The sequence below is a fragment of the Curtobacterium sp. L6-1 genome (genome assembly GCF_018885305.1).
GTDB lineage: Bacteria > Actinomycetota > Actinomycetes > Actinomycetales > Microbacteriaceae > Curtobacterium > Curtobacterium aetherium.
In genome coordinates this window covers 3,296,837-3,308,997 of sequence record NZ_CP076544.1, presented here as the reverse complement: position 1 = coordinate 3,308,997, position 12,161 = coordinate 3,296,837, and the positions used below count along the sequence as shown (strand labels likewise).

Sequence of the window (12,161 nt, the reverse complement as noted above, 5' to 3'; positions counted from 1 at the left end):
CCGGGAGGCGCGTGGCCGGTCGCGCGGACCGCTCCCGTCCGCGGACCGACCGGTTCCGTCAGCGCGGACGGACGAGCGCGGTCGCGATCGCGGCGAGCCCGTCGCCGCGCCCGGTCGCCCCGAGGCCGTCCGTGGTGGTGCCGGACACCGCGACCGGCGCCCCGACCGCTGCGGCGAGGGCGTCCTCCATCTCGCCGCGTCGGGCGCCGATCCGCGGGCGGTTCCCGATGACCTGCACGGTCACGCGGACGGGGACGAGACCCGCGTCCAGCAACAGCCCGACGGCGCCGCGGACGAAGACGTCCCCGGCAGCTCCGGCGTACCGCGGGTCGGCGGTGCCGAAGCGCCCGCCGATGTCGCCGAGCCCGCCGGCCGAGAGCAGTGCGTCGCACACCGCGTGGGCGACGGCGTCACCATCGCTGTGCCCGGACAGCCCGGGCTCCCCGGGGAAGTCGAGCATGCCGACGCGGCACGGCACGTCGGGGTCGAAGGCGTGCACGTCGATGCCCAGTCCGATGCGGACGTCCGGCAGGACCGACCCGGCAGCGCCCGCACCCGCAGCGAGTGCGGCCCGCTCCGCGACGAGGGCCTCGGCACGCCCGAGGTCCCACCGCGTGGTGATCTTGAACGCGTCGGCGTCACCGGCCACGGTCCGGACCGTCCCACCAGCCGCCTGGAACACCCCGGCGTCGTCCGTCTCGGCCTGCTCCGCGAGCGCGTACGCCCGTCGGAGTCCGGCGAGCGGGAAGCCCTGTGGCGTCTGCACCCCGACCAGAGCCGACCGGTCGACCGTCCCCACGACCCGGTCGCCCTCGACCCGCTTGACCGTGTCGACGACGGGCAACGCCGGCACCACGCCGACCCCGAGACCGTCGGCGTCCGCACGGCCGTCCGGCAGCGCGCCCACCGACCCGCTCGCGACCGCGGCGAACACCCGCTCGAACTGGGAGGCCGGCGTCAGGCAGCGAGCGGCGTCGTGCACGAGCACGGCCTGGACGGAGTCCGGCAGCACTGCCAGCCCGGCCTGGACCGACGCGTGGCGATCCGCGCCTCCCGGCACGACCGCCGTGTACCCGACCGCAGCCCCGGCGACGGCGGCGACCAGCGCGCGGCACTCGTCGAGCCGGTCGGCCGGCGCGACGACGACGACGGTCGTCGGCTCGGCCAGCGTGAACAGCGTCCGGAGGGCTCGCGCGAGCATCAGCTCGCCGGCCACGGGGACGAACGCCTTCGCCGTCCCGATGCCGAGCCGCGTGCCGGAACCCGCTGCGACGACGACGACCGCACGGGCTGCCAGAGCGGGGCTCTGCGCCGGTGCGGTCGTCGTGGTGTCGCTGGTGGTCAAGCGGTGGTCAGGACGCGAGGACCTCGTCGAGGACGGTCGAAGCCTTGTCCTCGTCGGTCTTCTCGGCCAGGGCCAGCTCGGAGATGAGGATCTGGCGCGCCTTGGCAAGCATCCGCTTCTCGCCCGCGGAGAGCCCGCGGTCCTGGTCGCGGCGCCAGAGGTCGCGGACGACCTCGGACACCTTGATGACGTCACCCGAAGCGAGCTTCTCGAGGTTCGCCTTGTAGCGACGCGACCAGTTGGTCGGCTCCTCGGTGAACGGGGCCCGGAGGACCTCGAACACCTTGTCGAGCCCTTCCTTGCCGATCACGTCGCGGACGCCGACCAGGTCGACGTTGTCCGCGGGGACCTCGATCGTCAGATCGCCCTGCGTGACGCGGAGCTTCAGGTAGACCTTTTCCTCGCCCTTGATGACGCGAGTCTTGACTTCAGAGATGGTTGCCGCCCCGTGATGGGGGTAGACGACGGTCTCACCGACCTCGAATTGCATGTATCAGGCTCCGTTCCCAGACCTCCAGTTTACCACAAGGGTGGTACGGGTAAGGGGACCCTGACCGCACTGCCGGCAGCGCAGCCCGGGCCACGGCCGACCCGCCTGACGACGGCCCCCGCCGGGGGCTGGGTAGGATGATCGCCAGGGCCGCACGGTCCGCCATCGTTGACTTCCGGAGGAACCTCTTGCGAGCTCGGGTACTCGTTTCCGTCGCCGTCGCCGCGTCGATCGCCCTCGGCGCGACCGGCTGCGAGTTCTTGTCGCCGGCGCGCACCAAGGAGATCCGCCAGATCACCGACGGTGTGGACGTGACGACGGGCTCCGTCGACGTGCGGAACGCACTGCTCATCTCGGACACCGGTGAGGACGCCCGCTTCGTCGGCACCCTCGTGAACACCGGCGACGAGGAGCGCACCGTCACGCTCGAGGTCGACGGCAACGACCAGACCGTCGTGGTCCCCAGCAACGCCACCGTCGTCCTCGCCGACGACGCCGAGCACGACACCGTCGACTTCGACGACGTGACCGCGAAGCCGGGCTCGCTCGTCAAGATGTACTTCTCGTACCAGGGTGCCGAGGGCGCCTCCGCCACCGTGCCGGTCCTCACCAGCTCGCAGGAGGAGTACCAGAACCTCGCGCCGACCCCCACGCCGACCATGACCGAGACGTCCCCGTCGGTCAGCGGCACGCAGCCCACCGGCGACGCCTCGGCGCCCGGCACGCAGCAGGGTTCGCAGACCGACTCGTCCGAGGGCGACAACGGCACGAACTGACCGCGGTCAGCTCGCACAGGAGGCCCGGGGCCGGTTCCGCAGGACCAGCCCCGGGCCTCCTCCGCGTTCCGGCCGCCGACCCGTGGCCCGCGACCCGCGCCGGAGCGGCGGCTCCGCCGCCCCGGCGCCCGCGGGATCGACGCGACTAGGCCTCGATGCGGTACCCGAGCCCACGGACGGTCACGAGGACCTCCGGAGTGCTCGGGACGCGCTCGATCTTCGAGCGGATGCGCTTGATGTGCACGTCGAGCGTCTTCGTGTCGCCGAAGTAGTCCGACCCCCACACGCGGTCGATGAGCTGCCCGCGCGTGAGCACCCGGCCCGCGTTGCGCAGCAGCAGCTCGAGCAGCTCGAACTCCTTGAGCGGCATCGGCGTCTCGGACCCGTCGACCGACACCGTGTGCCGCTCGACGTCCATCCGGATGCCACCCACCTGCAGGATCCCGACGTCGCCCGGGTCGTCCTCGGTGCGACGACGGAGGACCGCACGGATGCGGGCCAACAGCTCCCGCGTCGAGTACGGCTTCGTCACGTAGTCGTCGGCGCCGAGCTCCAGCCCGACGACGATGTCCACCTCCGAGTCCTTCGCGGTGAGCATGATGATCGGCACGTTCGACCGGGTCCGGATCTGCCGGCACACCTCGGTACCGGACAGCCCCGGCAGCATGAGGTCCAGCAGGACGAGGTCGGGGTTCTCCGTGTCGAACTTCGACAGGGCGGTGACGCCGTCGGCAGCGACGGAGGTGTCGTACCCCTCGCGCTGCAGCAGGAACTCCAGGGGTTCGCTCAGGGCCGGCTCGTCGTCGACGATGAGGATCTTGGTCACGATGGCTGCTCTTCCAGTTGCTCTTCGAGTGCTGTGGTCAGTTCGGGGTCCGCCTCGGGGAGACGGATCGTGAAGGTGGAACCCTTGCCGGGCTGCGACCAGACGCGGACGTCGCCACCGTGGTTGCTCACGATGTGCTTGACGATCGCCAGGCCGAGGCCCGTTCCCCCGGTCGCCCGGGACCGTGCCGGATCGACGCGGTAGAACCGCTCGAACACACGGTCGAGGTCGGCCTCGGGGATGCCGACGCCCTGGTCGGTGACCGCGATCTCGACGAAGCCCTTCACGGCGCGCACGCCGACACCGACCCGGGTGTTGTCCGGCGAGTACTTGACCGCGTTCGCGATGAGGTTCGACACCGCGACCTGCAGCAGCCCCGGGTCGCCGATGACCCGACGCTTCGACTTCTTCGCACGGACCAGCTCGATGCCCCGGGCGCGGGCGACGACCTCGTTGCCGTCGACCGCTGCCTGCACGACCTTGTCGACCGAGGTCTCCTCGCTGGCCTCGAGCGCGTCGACGGACTGCAGCCGGGACAGTTCGATGATGTCCTTCGTCAGGGCGCCGAGGCGCTCGGACTCGGTGACCAGCTGCGCGGCGAACTTGCGCACGTGCACGGGGTCGTCCGCGGCCACCACGAGGGTCTCGGACAGCAGGCCGATGGCGCCGATCGGGGTCTTCAGCTCGTGGGAGATGTTCGCGACGAAGTCCCGCCGGACCTCGTCGATCCGCCGGGTCTCGGTGAGGTCGTCGGCTGTGACCAGGACGTAGCGGTTGCCGAGCTGCGCTGCCCGGAAGCTCAGGTAGCCCATGACGTCGCCCCGGCCGCCGCGTGGGAGTTCGAGGTCCTCGGAGCCCATCTCGCCGCTGTGCCGCACCCGGTCGACCAGCGCCGCGAGGTCGGCGTGCACGAGCTTGCGCCGCACGACCAGCCCGACCGCGAGGGCCTGCGGCGACGCCGCGACGACGGTGTTCGACGGGTCGACGACCACGGCCGGGTTGTGCATGGTGGCGATCACGGCCGCGACCCCGTCCGGCAGCGCACGGTCCGCCACGTCGGCAGCCCGGGCCGTCCGCTCGGCGGTGATGATCAGCACCACGACGCCCGCGCCGAACACACCGCCGAGGAGCATCGACAGTGGCACGAGCCACGCGTTGTCCATGCCGCCAGTGTAGGAGTCGTCACATGCGGTTCGGACGCCGTTCACCGCTCCCCGCAGGCCGGATCGCGAACCGTTCAGCCGCACGTCACCGATCGTTCACCTGGGCTGACGACACTCGTCCGGTACGCAGAGAGAGGCCCTCCCCCATGCGCGAAGTGTTCCAGCAGGAGCTCCAGGACGTCCAAGAGCGTCTGACCGAGATCGCCGGGCTCGTCGAGTCCGCCATCACCCGAGCCACCGAGGCGTTCAGCGAGTCCGACGTCGCCCTCGCCGAGGAGGTCATCGCCGACGACGCGAAGATCGACGCCGCGGCATCCGCCCTCGACGAGGTGGCCATCGACATCCTCGCCCGCCAGGCCCCCGTCGCCCGCGACCTCCGCGTCGTGGTCACCGCCCTCCGTGTGAGCTCCTCGCTCGAGCGCATGGGCGACATGGCCGAGCACATCGCGCAGCTCGCCCGGCAGCGCTTCCCGGAGAAGGTCGTGCCGAAGGGCCTCCGCGGCACGTTCAAGCAGATGGGCGCGCACGACGTCGCGATGGCGCAGAAGCTCACGCGACTGCTCGCGACCGAGGACATCGCCCTGGCCGCCGAGATCCGCGACGAGGACGACGCCGTCGACGAGCTGCACGCCAGCGTCTTCGACTTCGTGCTCGGTGAGGCCTGGAAGGGCGGGCCGGTCGACACGGTCGACGCCACGCTGGCCTCCCGCTACCACGAGCGCTTCGCCGACCACGCGGTCTCGATCGCCAAGAAGGTCGAGTACCTGGCGACCGGCGACTGGGCCGGCGCCGCGAACGTCACGACCTCGCCGGCCTGACGCCGGTCGCTCGCGGTCCCGCGAGCCCCACGTGGGCGGTCGCCCGCAGCGGTCCTCCGTCGCGCGCGACCGCCCTCGTCGTTCCCCGGCCCGGCAGACCTGGGAGGATCGGGGCATGGCCCAGGTCGCGATCATCGTCAACGGCATGCCCGGTTCCGGCAAGAGCACGGTGGGTGCCGCCCTCGCCGAGGTGCTCGGCTGCCCCTTCCTCTCCAAGGACCTCATCAAGGAGCCACTCGCGGACCTGGCCGGCCCGATGATCGCCCCGTCGGCGCTCGGCGGCATCGCGATGGACACGATGTGGTCGATGGCGGGGGCCGTCGAGAACGGGGTCGTCCTCGACGCCGTCTGGCTGCCGTCCCGTGACCGGGCCTTCCTGGAGGCGGGGATCGCCTCCGCCGGCTCGCCTCGCGTCGTCGAGGTGTGGTGCGACGTCGACCGCGCCACCGCCGAGGAGCGGCTGCGGGACCGCTACGACCCGGGCACCGTGCCGGTGCGCCACGAGGTGCACGGCGACCTGGCGGAGCTCCTCGCCTTCTGGGAGGAGCACGGCGCGACCGCGGAGCCCGTGGGACTGTCCCCGGTCGTGCGGGTCGACACCGCGCGCCGACCGGACGTCGGGGCGCTCGTGCAGGAGATCGCGTCGCACTTCGCCTGACGCCGGCGCAGGCGCGGATGCGGGTGCGGATGCGGATGCGGATGCGGCCGGTCCTGCTCGACATCACACTCCGTGTGTTGCGTGCCACTGCGTGTGAGGGTGTCCTCCGGCCCGAGGCCCGCGGGCGAACGCACCGCCCGCCTCCGCCGCGGGCCGAAGGCGGCCCCATGCGCACACGCACCCGTCTCGTCACCGCCACCACCGCGGCACTCGTCGCCGGCGGCATCGCCCTCGGTGGCGCCACCGCCGCGAACGCGGCGACGACCACCCTGCAGCACGCCCCGACCGCGGCCTCGGCGTCGGCGTCGTCGGCGTACGGCACGGCGACCGTCTCCGGCGTCGTCCACGAGGACGGCCGCAAGGACCTGGTCGGCCACGTTGAGGGCGCCGGCGGGGTGCTCGTCGGCACCAGCCGGTTCGGCGGCTTCATCGCCTCCGCGGACCAGGACGGCGACTGGAAGGCCGACCTGACCACCGCCGGCGTCACCCCCGGCACCGTGCTCGAGATCCGCACCCACTTCCGGGCGCCGGCGGTGTCGTACCTGTTCGCAGGCTGACACCCCCGACGCACGTGTGGCCCGGGGTGCGGTGCACCCCGGGCCACACGTGCGTCGGTCGAGCTACTTCTTGGCGCCCTGGGCGGCGACGGCCGCGGCACCGGCGGCAGCGGCCTCCGGGTCGAGGTAGTACGCCGGCTTCGTGGGACGGAACTCGTCGTCGAGCTCGTACACGAGGGGGATGCCGGTCGGGATGTTGAGGCCCGCGATGTCGTCGTCCGAGATGCCGTCGAGGTGCTTCACGAGCGCCCGCAGCGAGTTGCCGTGCGCGGTGACGAGGACGGTCTTCCCCGCAGCGAGGTCCGTCGTGATGTCGGACTCCCAGTAGGGCAGCAGCCGGTCGATGACCAGCTTGAGGGACTCCGTGCGGGGCAGCTGGTCGCCGAGCTCGGCGTAGCGGCGGTCGCCGGCCTGCGACCACTCGGCGTCGTCGGCGATCGGGGGCGGCGGGACGTCGAACGACCGTCGCCACTCCATGAACTGCTGCTCGCCGTACTGCTCGAGCGTCTGGGCCTTGTCCTTGCCCTGCAGGTCGCCGTAGTGGCGCTCGTTGAGGCGCCAGTCGCGCTTCACCGGCAGCCAGGCGAGGTCGGCCTCGAGCAGCGCGATGTCGGCGGTCTGGATCGCGCGGGTCAGGAGCGAGGTGTACAGGACGTCGGGGACGATGCCGGACTCGGCGATGAGGGAGCCGGCACGCTTCGCCTCCTTCTCCCCCAGCTCGCTGAGTCGGACGTCGACCCAACCGGTGAACAGGTTCTTCTGGTTCCAGTCACTGTTGCCGTGACGCAGCAGGACGAGCGTGGAGGTCATGCACCCGAGTCTACCGAGCGACGCCCTCCCCGTACCCTGGTCACATGCCCGGGAACGCCTCGCCGATCGGCACCGTCACACGCGGGACGACCGGGCACAACCGTCTCCGCCGGGTCGACCGGTGGATCGCCGCGCTCCCGGTGCTCCGCCGGACCGACGACCCGCTCGTGGCCGACGTCGGCTACGGTGCGAGCCCGACCACCACGCTCGAGCTCCGCGACCGGCTGGCCCGCGTCCGCCCCGACGTCGAGGTCACCGGCATCGAGATCGAACCGTCGCGTGTGGCCCTGGCGAACGCCGACACCCGGGACGGCGTGACCTTCCGGCTCGGCGGCTTCGAGACCCCCACCCCGGACCGCCGGCAGCCGGCCGTGATCCGGGCGTTCAACGTGCTGCGGCAGTACGACGAGTCCGCGGTCGTCGGGTCGTGGCGCATCATGCAGGACCGCTTGCAACCGGGCGGGCAGCTCGTCGAGGGCACCTGCAACGAGGTCGGCCGCGTCGCGTCGTGGGTGACGCTCGACGCGGTCGCCCCGCACACATTCAGCGTCGCCCTGCGCCTGGCGGACCTCGACGTCCCGAGCATCGTCGCCGAACGCCTGCCCAAGGCGCTCATCCACCGGAACGTCCCCGGCGAGCGGGTCCACGCGTTCCTGCGCGACCTCGACCTGGCGTGGGCCGTGGCGGCGCCGCTCGGCACGTACGGCCCACGGCAACGGTGGATCGCGACGGTACGCGGCATGCGCGACCGGGGGTGGCCGGTGCTGCACGGCGTGACGCGCTGGCGACTCGGGGAGCTCAGCGTCCCGTGGTCGGCGGTCGCCCCGGCCTGAGCGACGCCGAACGCGCCGTGCGTCGCGCCCCCGGCCGCTCATCGCGCCCCGTCGGGACGGGGCGCGATGAGCGGAACGGGGCGCGACCCCGGCCGGTCAGCCGCGGCGGACGGCCCCGAGGCGCGGGAGCCGTGGCACGTCGGCCGTCGCACCGGCCCCGGGCGGCACGACGACCTCCTGCGCGGCGGTCACCACGACGTCGTCGGCCAGGAGCGTCAGCACCGCCGACGGGTCCAGGGAGCGCTTGACCACGGCGAGCCCCACCGGCCCGAGCTCGTGGTGGGTGGCGGACGCGACGAGCCGCCCGACCTCAGTGCCGTCGAGCGTGACGGAGGTGCCCGGTGCAGGGACGACGCCGTCCGAACCGTCGAGGTGCAGCATCACGAGGCGCCGCGGCGGGCGTCCGAGGTTGTGCACCTTCGCGACCGTCTCCTGGCCCCGGTAGCAGCCCTTCGACAGGTGCACCGCGGACCGGAGCCAGTCGAGCTCGTGGGGGATGGTGCGCTCGTCGACGTCGGACAGCGCGGGGCGCCAGGCGGCGATCCGCAGGGCCTCGAGTGCGAGGAGGCCGGCGACCGGCACATCCGAGGCCGCGACGGCAGCGGCGGTGTCGGGGGTGACCACGGCGATGCGGAGGGTCCAGTCGGAGCCGGGGTGGGCCTCCAGGTCGGCGTAGCCCCAACCGCCCGGCGTGACGGACGACCACGGGTCGACCCACGTCGCGAGGGGCGCGGCACCGTCGAGCGGGTCCGCACCCGCGAACCAGCCGAGCGTCGCGAGGTCCGACGAGCGGTCGGTGACCTCGACGCGGAGCATGAAGCGCATGGACGTCAGCCACGCGGCGAGCGGCGCGGCGTCGGCCGGCTCGGTGACGAGCCACGTCGTCTCGCCGTCGTCGACCACGCGGGCGGCGTGCTCGACGCGACCGGAGGCGTCGAGCACGAGCGTCTCGGTGCTCACCCCCGGCGCGAGGCCGAGCAGCAGCTGGGACGTGATCGAGTTGAGCCAGGACAGCCGGTCTGGGCCGGTGACCGTCACGACGCCGAGGCCGAGCTCGACCACCGCGCGACCGCGGGCGAGCAGACGCTGCTCACCGATCGGGTTGCCGAAGTGCGCAGCCGGACCGGACCCGGACGCGACGAACCCGTCGCGCACGCCGAACGGCGACGGCATCAGTCGACCTTCGCGAGCTGCCCCGAGGCGTGCGAGGTGAGTTCACGACCGAGCGCGGCGATGTCCCACGCCCAGAAGAGCTTGCCCTCGACCAGGCCGTACATGCGCGTCGCCGCCGAGTACTCCTTGGCGTTCGCGGAGCGCATCACGGCGTCGGTGGCCAGGTCGATCCGGCCCTGCTTCACGCGGCCCACGTAGAGCTCGTTGACGCCCGTGGGGTGGATGATCGCCGCTTCGACGTCGAACCCGTCGGTCTGGTTGCGCAGCGTCTCGACGCTCTGCGTGGTCGAGAACGGCACCGGGCCGTCGCCGAGCAGCATCGCCGGCCCGCGATCACCGGGCTCGGACGGACGGTCGAGCCGCCAGTAGCCCATCTCCGCCGCGAGCGGGGTGTGCTCGTCGTCGAGCAGCCACGTCGTCGAGGAGTAGTTGAGGTACGGCAGGCCGTCGTGGCTGAAGCTCACGCGCTGGCCGAACTCGTAGGTGCGGACGGTGTCGTCCTCGCCCACGGGGTACTCGACGACGCCGGTGCCCTCCCAGACGCCGACCAGCCACGACAGCGGGACGAGCTCGGCCGACAGGCCCTCCGGCAGCTCGATCACCGCTGGCCCTTGAAGAGCTTGACGACGACCGTCACCGAGATGAACGCGATGGCGAGCGACGCCAGGCCGAGCAGACCGACGTAGAAGAGCTCGAGCGCAAGCAGCGAATCCATGCCGCAACTCTACGCGGCCGGGACCGACAGGACGGGACGGCTCAGCGAGCCAGCAGGATCAGCGCCGTCACGAGGACCACGACGAAGGACCCCGACGAGGCGATGCTGATCCGCTCCACCAAGCCGTCCTTCGTCTGCGTCGCGAGCTGCAGCACGAAGCTGACGAACACCGCGGCGACGAACACGAGGAGCAGCCAGGCGAAGGAGTCCTTCTCGGTCAGGGTCAGCACGAGGACCGCCCCGACGACCGCGAGCGCCCACACCGGCACGACCGACGCCAGGCGCAGTCGGCGCTGGCTCGGCCCGACCGCCGGCTCCGACCCCACGGGGTCCGTCGTCTCGCTCACGCCCCCATCATGACAGTCGCGCGCTGCACCGTCCGTCCGGGTGGGCCGCGCGGGGCTCACTAGGATGGCGCAACGACGTCTTCTCCCTCTGGAGGTCCTGTGGCACAGCTCCTGGTACTCACCTCGGCCGCGCCCGGCGACGTCCTCCCGAGCCTCGGCCTGCTGAGCCACCGGATCCGCCACGTGCCCGCCGAGGCCGCGCAGCTGGTCAACGCGCCGCAGAGCGACCTCATGTTCGTGGACGCCCGCACCGACCTGGTGAGCGCGAAGGCCCTCTGCAAGATCCTCGCCACGAGCGGCTCGACGACACCCGTCGTGCTGGTCGTCACCGAGGGCGGGCTCACGGCGGTCACGACCGAGTGGAACATCGACGACGTCGTGCTCGAGTCCGCCGGTCCCGCCGAGGTCGACGCGCGCATCCGCCTGAACGCCGGCCGGGCCGCGAAGAACCCGACCGGATCGAAGATCCAGGCCTCCGGCGTCGTCATCGACGAGGCCAGCTACTCCGCCAAGGTCCGCGGTCGGCCGCTCGACCTGACGTTCAAGGAGTTCGAGCTGCTCCGCTTCTTCGCGTCCCACCCCGCCCGCGTGTTCACCCGCGAGCAGCTCCTCAGCGAGGTCTGGGGCTACGACTACTTCGGCGGCACCCGCACGGTCGACGTGCACGTCCGCCGCCTCCGCGCCAAGCTCGGCGACCTCGAGTCCCTCATCGGTACCGTCCGCAACGTCGGGTACCGCTTCAACGTCCACGACGACGACGACCGTCTGCAGGGCCAGTAGTGCTCGCCGTCGTCGAACAGCTCGCCCACGCCGCGGTCGCGGCGGGCGAGGCTCCCCCGTTCTCCGACCAGACGCTCGTCGACCTCCGCGCGGGTCGGGCCCGCGTGCTCGGCGACGACTCCGGGGTCGCGGTCGTCCGCGACGGCGAGGTCGAGATCGTGGTCGGCCGGGAGGCCCGTGGTCGCGGCATCGGGTCCCGTCTCGTCGAGCAGGTGCTCGCGCTCGGCGACGACGCCCCCGTCCGCGCGTGGGCGCACGGTGACCACCCGGCCGCACGCGCCCTCGCGGCCCGGCAGGGCTGGTCCGCGGAGCGGACGCTGCTGCAGCTGCGCGCCCCGGTGCCGACGACGGCGGCCGACCCGGGCCTCCCGGACGGCTACCGACTCGACGCGTTCCGTGCCGGGTCGGCCGAGGACGAGACCGACTGGCTCGCGCTCAACGCCTCCGCCTTCGCGTCGCACCCCGAGCAGGGACGGATGACGCTCGACGACCTGCGTGCGCGGGAGTCCGACGCCTGGTTCTCCGGGGACGACCTCGTCCTGCTGCGGGACGCGGACGGACGCCTGGCGGGGTCGTGCTGGCTCAAGGTCGAGGACGGTGTCGGCGAGTACTACGCCGTCGCCGTGCGGCCCGACCTGCAGGGACACGGCCTGGGCGGTGTGCTCATGCGCGCCGGGGCGGCCCGTCTCGTGGACCGTGGACTCGACGCCGTCGCGCTCTACGTCGAGGGCGACAACGCCCCCGCACTCGCGCTCTACCGGCGGCAGGGCTTCGTCGACCACACCATCGACGTCCAGTACGCGGCCCCGGTGTCCGGCCGGTAACATGGGGCGGTCGGCGTCGCGCCGGTGACCGGGGGTTCGGGGGAGT

General features: G+C 72.5%; 15 protein-coding genes. 7 read left to right on the top strand and 8 right to left on the bottom strand.

Annotated elements, in window-relative coordinates; translation table 11 throughout:
* Positions 1 to 58 precede the first annotated feature (58 nt).
* Positions 59 to 1,297, bottom strand: a complete 1,239-nt coding sequence (gene ispF, locus KM842_RS15320) for a 2-C-methyl-D-erythritol 2,4-cyclodiphosphate synthase (RefSeq protein ID WP_253206391.1) — start codon at positions 1,295 to 1,297, stop codon at positions 59 to 61.
* Between the two features lie 55 nt (positions 1,298 to 1,352).
* Positions 1,353 to 1,835, bottom strand: a complete 483-nt coding sequence (locus KM842_RS15315) for a CarD family transcriptional regulator (protein WP_017888066.1) — start codon at positions 1,833 to 1,835, stop codon at positions 1,353 to 1,355.
* Positions 1,836 to 2,023: 188 nt separating this feature from the next.
* Between KM842_RS15315 and KM842_RS15310 the strand changes: the two genes are divergently transcribed.
* A complete protein-coding gene (locus KM842_RS15310; protein WP_216259686.1) occupies positions 2,024 to 2,611 on the top strand; it encodes a hypothetical protein in 588 nt (195 codons plus the stop codon).
* Between the two features lie 145 nt (positions 2,612 to 2,756).
* Here the strand turns inward: KM842_RS15310 and KM842_RS15305 are convergent, their stop codons facing one another.
* The gene (locus tag KM842_RS15305; RefSeq protein WP_216259684.1) at positions 2,757 to 3,437 is read right to left on the bottom strand and encodes a response regulator; all 681 of its coding nucleotides are present in this window, start codon (positions 3,435 to 3,437) and stop codon (positions 2,757 to 2,759) included.
* Positions 3,434 to 4,600: a sensor histidine kinase gene (locus KM842_RS15300; RefSeq protein ID WP_216259682.1), complete on the bottom strand. Its 1,167-nt coding sequence runs from the start codon at positions 4,598 to 4,600 to the stop codon at positions 3,434 to 3,436. The genes KM842_RS15305 and KM842_RS15300 overlap by 4 nt, the downstream gene beginning before the upstream one ends.
* 146 nt (positions 4,601 to 4,746) lie before the next feature.
* Between KM842_RS15300 and phoU the strand changes: the two genes are divergently transcribed.
* The 3 genes from phoU (at position 4,747) to KM842_RS15285 (ending at position 6,633) form a co-directional block, all read left to right on the top strand.
* A complete protein-coding gene (phoU, locus tag KM842_RS15295) occupies positions 4,747 to 5,418 on the top strand; it encodes a phosphate signaling complex protein PhoU (RefSeq protein WP_216259680.1) in 672 nt (223 codons plus the stop codon).
* A 115-nt stretch (positions 5,419 to 5,533) separates the two neighbouring features.
* Positions 5,534 to 6,076 (top strand): P-loop nucleotide/nucleoside kinase family protein, encoded by a 543-nt coding sequence (locus KM842_RS15290; protein ID WP_216259679.1) that lies wholly within the window; start codon positions 5,534 to 5,536, stop codon positions 6,074 to 6,076.
* Positions 6,077 to 6,243: 167 nt separating this feature from the next.
* Positions 6,244 to 6,633: a hypothetical protein gene (locus KM842_RS15285; protein WP_216259677.1), complete on the top strand. Its 390-nt coding sequence runs from the start codon at positions 6,244 to 6,246 to the stop codon at positions 6,631 to 6,633.
* Between the two features lie 63 nt (positions 6,634 to 6,696).
* Here KM842_RS15285 and KM842_RS15280 read toward each other — a convergent pair whose 3' ends face one another.
* Entirely contained in the window at positions 6,697 to 7,443 is a 747-nt protein-coding gene (locus tag KM842_RS15280) for a phosphoglyceromutase (RefSeq protein WP_216259675.1), read from the bottom strand.
* 44 nt (positions 7,444 to 7,487) lie between these two features.
* Between KM842_RS15280 and KM842_RS15275 the strand changes: the two genes are divergently transcribed.
* Positions 7,488 to 8,276 (top strand): class I SAM-dependent methyltransferase, encoded by a 789-nt coding sequence (locus KM842_RS15275; protein ID WP_216259673.1) that lies wholly within the window; start codon positions 7,488 to 7,490, stop codon positions 8,274 to 8,276.
* Between the two features lie 96 nt (positions 8,277 to 8,372).
* Here KM842_RS15275 and ygfZ read toward each other — a convergent pair whose 3' ends face one another.
* The 3 genes from ygfZ to KM842_RS15260 all read right to left on the bottom strand — a co-directional run bounded on the left by ygfZ (position 8,373) and on the right by KM842_RS15260 (position 10,511).
* Entirely contained in the window at positions 8,373 to 9,449 is a 1,077-nt protein-coding gene (gene ygfZ / locus KM842_RS15270) for a CAF17-like 4Fe-4S cluster assembly/insertion protein YgfZ (RefSeq protein WP_216259672.1), read from the bottom strand.
* A complete protein-coding gene (locus KM842_RS15265) occupies positions 9,449 to 10,051 on the bottom strand; it encodes a heme-binding beta-barrel domain-containing protein (RefSeq protein WP_111079868.1) in 603 nt (200 codons plus the stop codon). Before KM842_RS15265 ends, ygfZ begins: the two co-directional genes overlap by 1 nt.
* Before the next feature lie 154 nt (positions 10,052 to 10,205).
* On the bottom strand, positions 10,206 to 10,511 hold the full coding sequence (locus KM842_RS15260; RefSeq protein WP_216259671.1) for a hypothetical protein: 306 nt from the start codon (positions 10,509 to 10,511) through the stop codon (positions 10,206 to 10,208).
* Positions 10,512 to 10,610: 99 nt separating this feature from the next.
* On the opposite strand from KM842_RS15260, the gene KM842_RS15915 reads away from it, so the two are divergent.
* A complete protein-coding gene (locus KM842_RS15915; protein WP_253206160.1) occupies positions 10,611 to 11,291 on the top strand; it encodes a response regulator transcription factor in 681 nt (226 codons plus the stop codon).
* Complete coding sequence (mshD, locus tag KM842_RS15255) at positions 11,291 to 12,115, top strand: mycothiol synthase (protein ID WP_253206159.1); 825 nt, start codon at positions 11,291 to 11,293, stop codon at positions 12,113 to 12,115. The genes KM842_RS15915 and mshD overlap by 1 nt, the downstream gene beginning before the upstream one ends.
* The last annotated feature ends 46 nt before the right edge of the window (positions 12,116 to 12,161 follow it).

Excerpts from the sequence above, each read along its gene's own strand:
- KM842_RS15275 (WP_216259673.1), top strand. The coding sequence starts at position 7,488 with ATGCCCGGGAACGCCTCGCCGATCGGCACCGTCACACGCGGGACGACC.
- KM842_RS15280 (WP_216259675.1), bottom strand. The coding sequence starts at position 7,443 with ATGACCTCCACGCTCGTCCTGCTGCGTCACGGCAACAGTGACTGGAAC.
- KM842_RS15315 (WP_017888066.1), bottom strand. The coding sequence starts at position 1,835 with ATGCAATTCGAGGTCGGTGAGACCGTCGTCTACCCCCATCACGGGGCG.
- phoU (WP_216259680.1), top strand. The coding sequence starts at position 4,747 with ATGCGCGAAGTGTTCCAGCAGGAGCTCCAGGACGTCCAAGAGCGTCTG.
- KM842_RS15290 (WP_216259679.1), top strand. The coding sequence starts at position 5,534 with ATGGCCCAGGTCGCGATCATCGTCAACGGCATGCCCGGTTCCGGCAAG.
- KM842_RS15285 (WP_216259677.1), top strand. The coding sequence starts at position 6,244 with ATGCGCACACGCACCCGTCTCGTCACCGCCACCACCGCGGCACTCGTC.
- KM842_RS15300 (WP_216259682.1), bottom strand. The coding sequence starts at position 4,600 with ATGGACAACGCGTGGCTCGTGCCACTGTCGATGCTCCTCGGCGGTGTG.
- ygfZ (WP_216259672.1), bottom strand. The coding sequence starts at position 9,449 with ATGCCGTCGCCGTTCGGCGTGCGCGACGGGTTCGTCGCGTCCGGGTCC.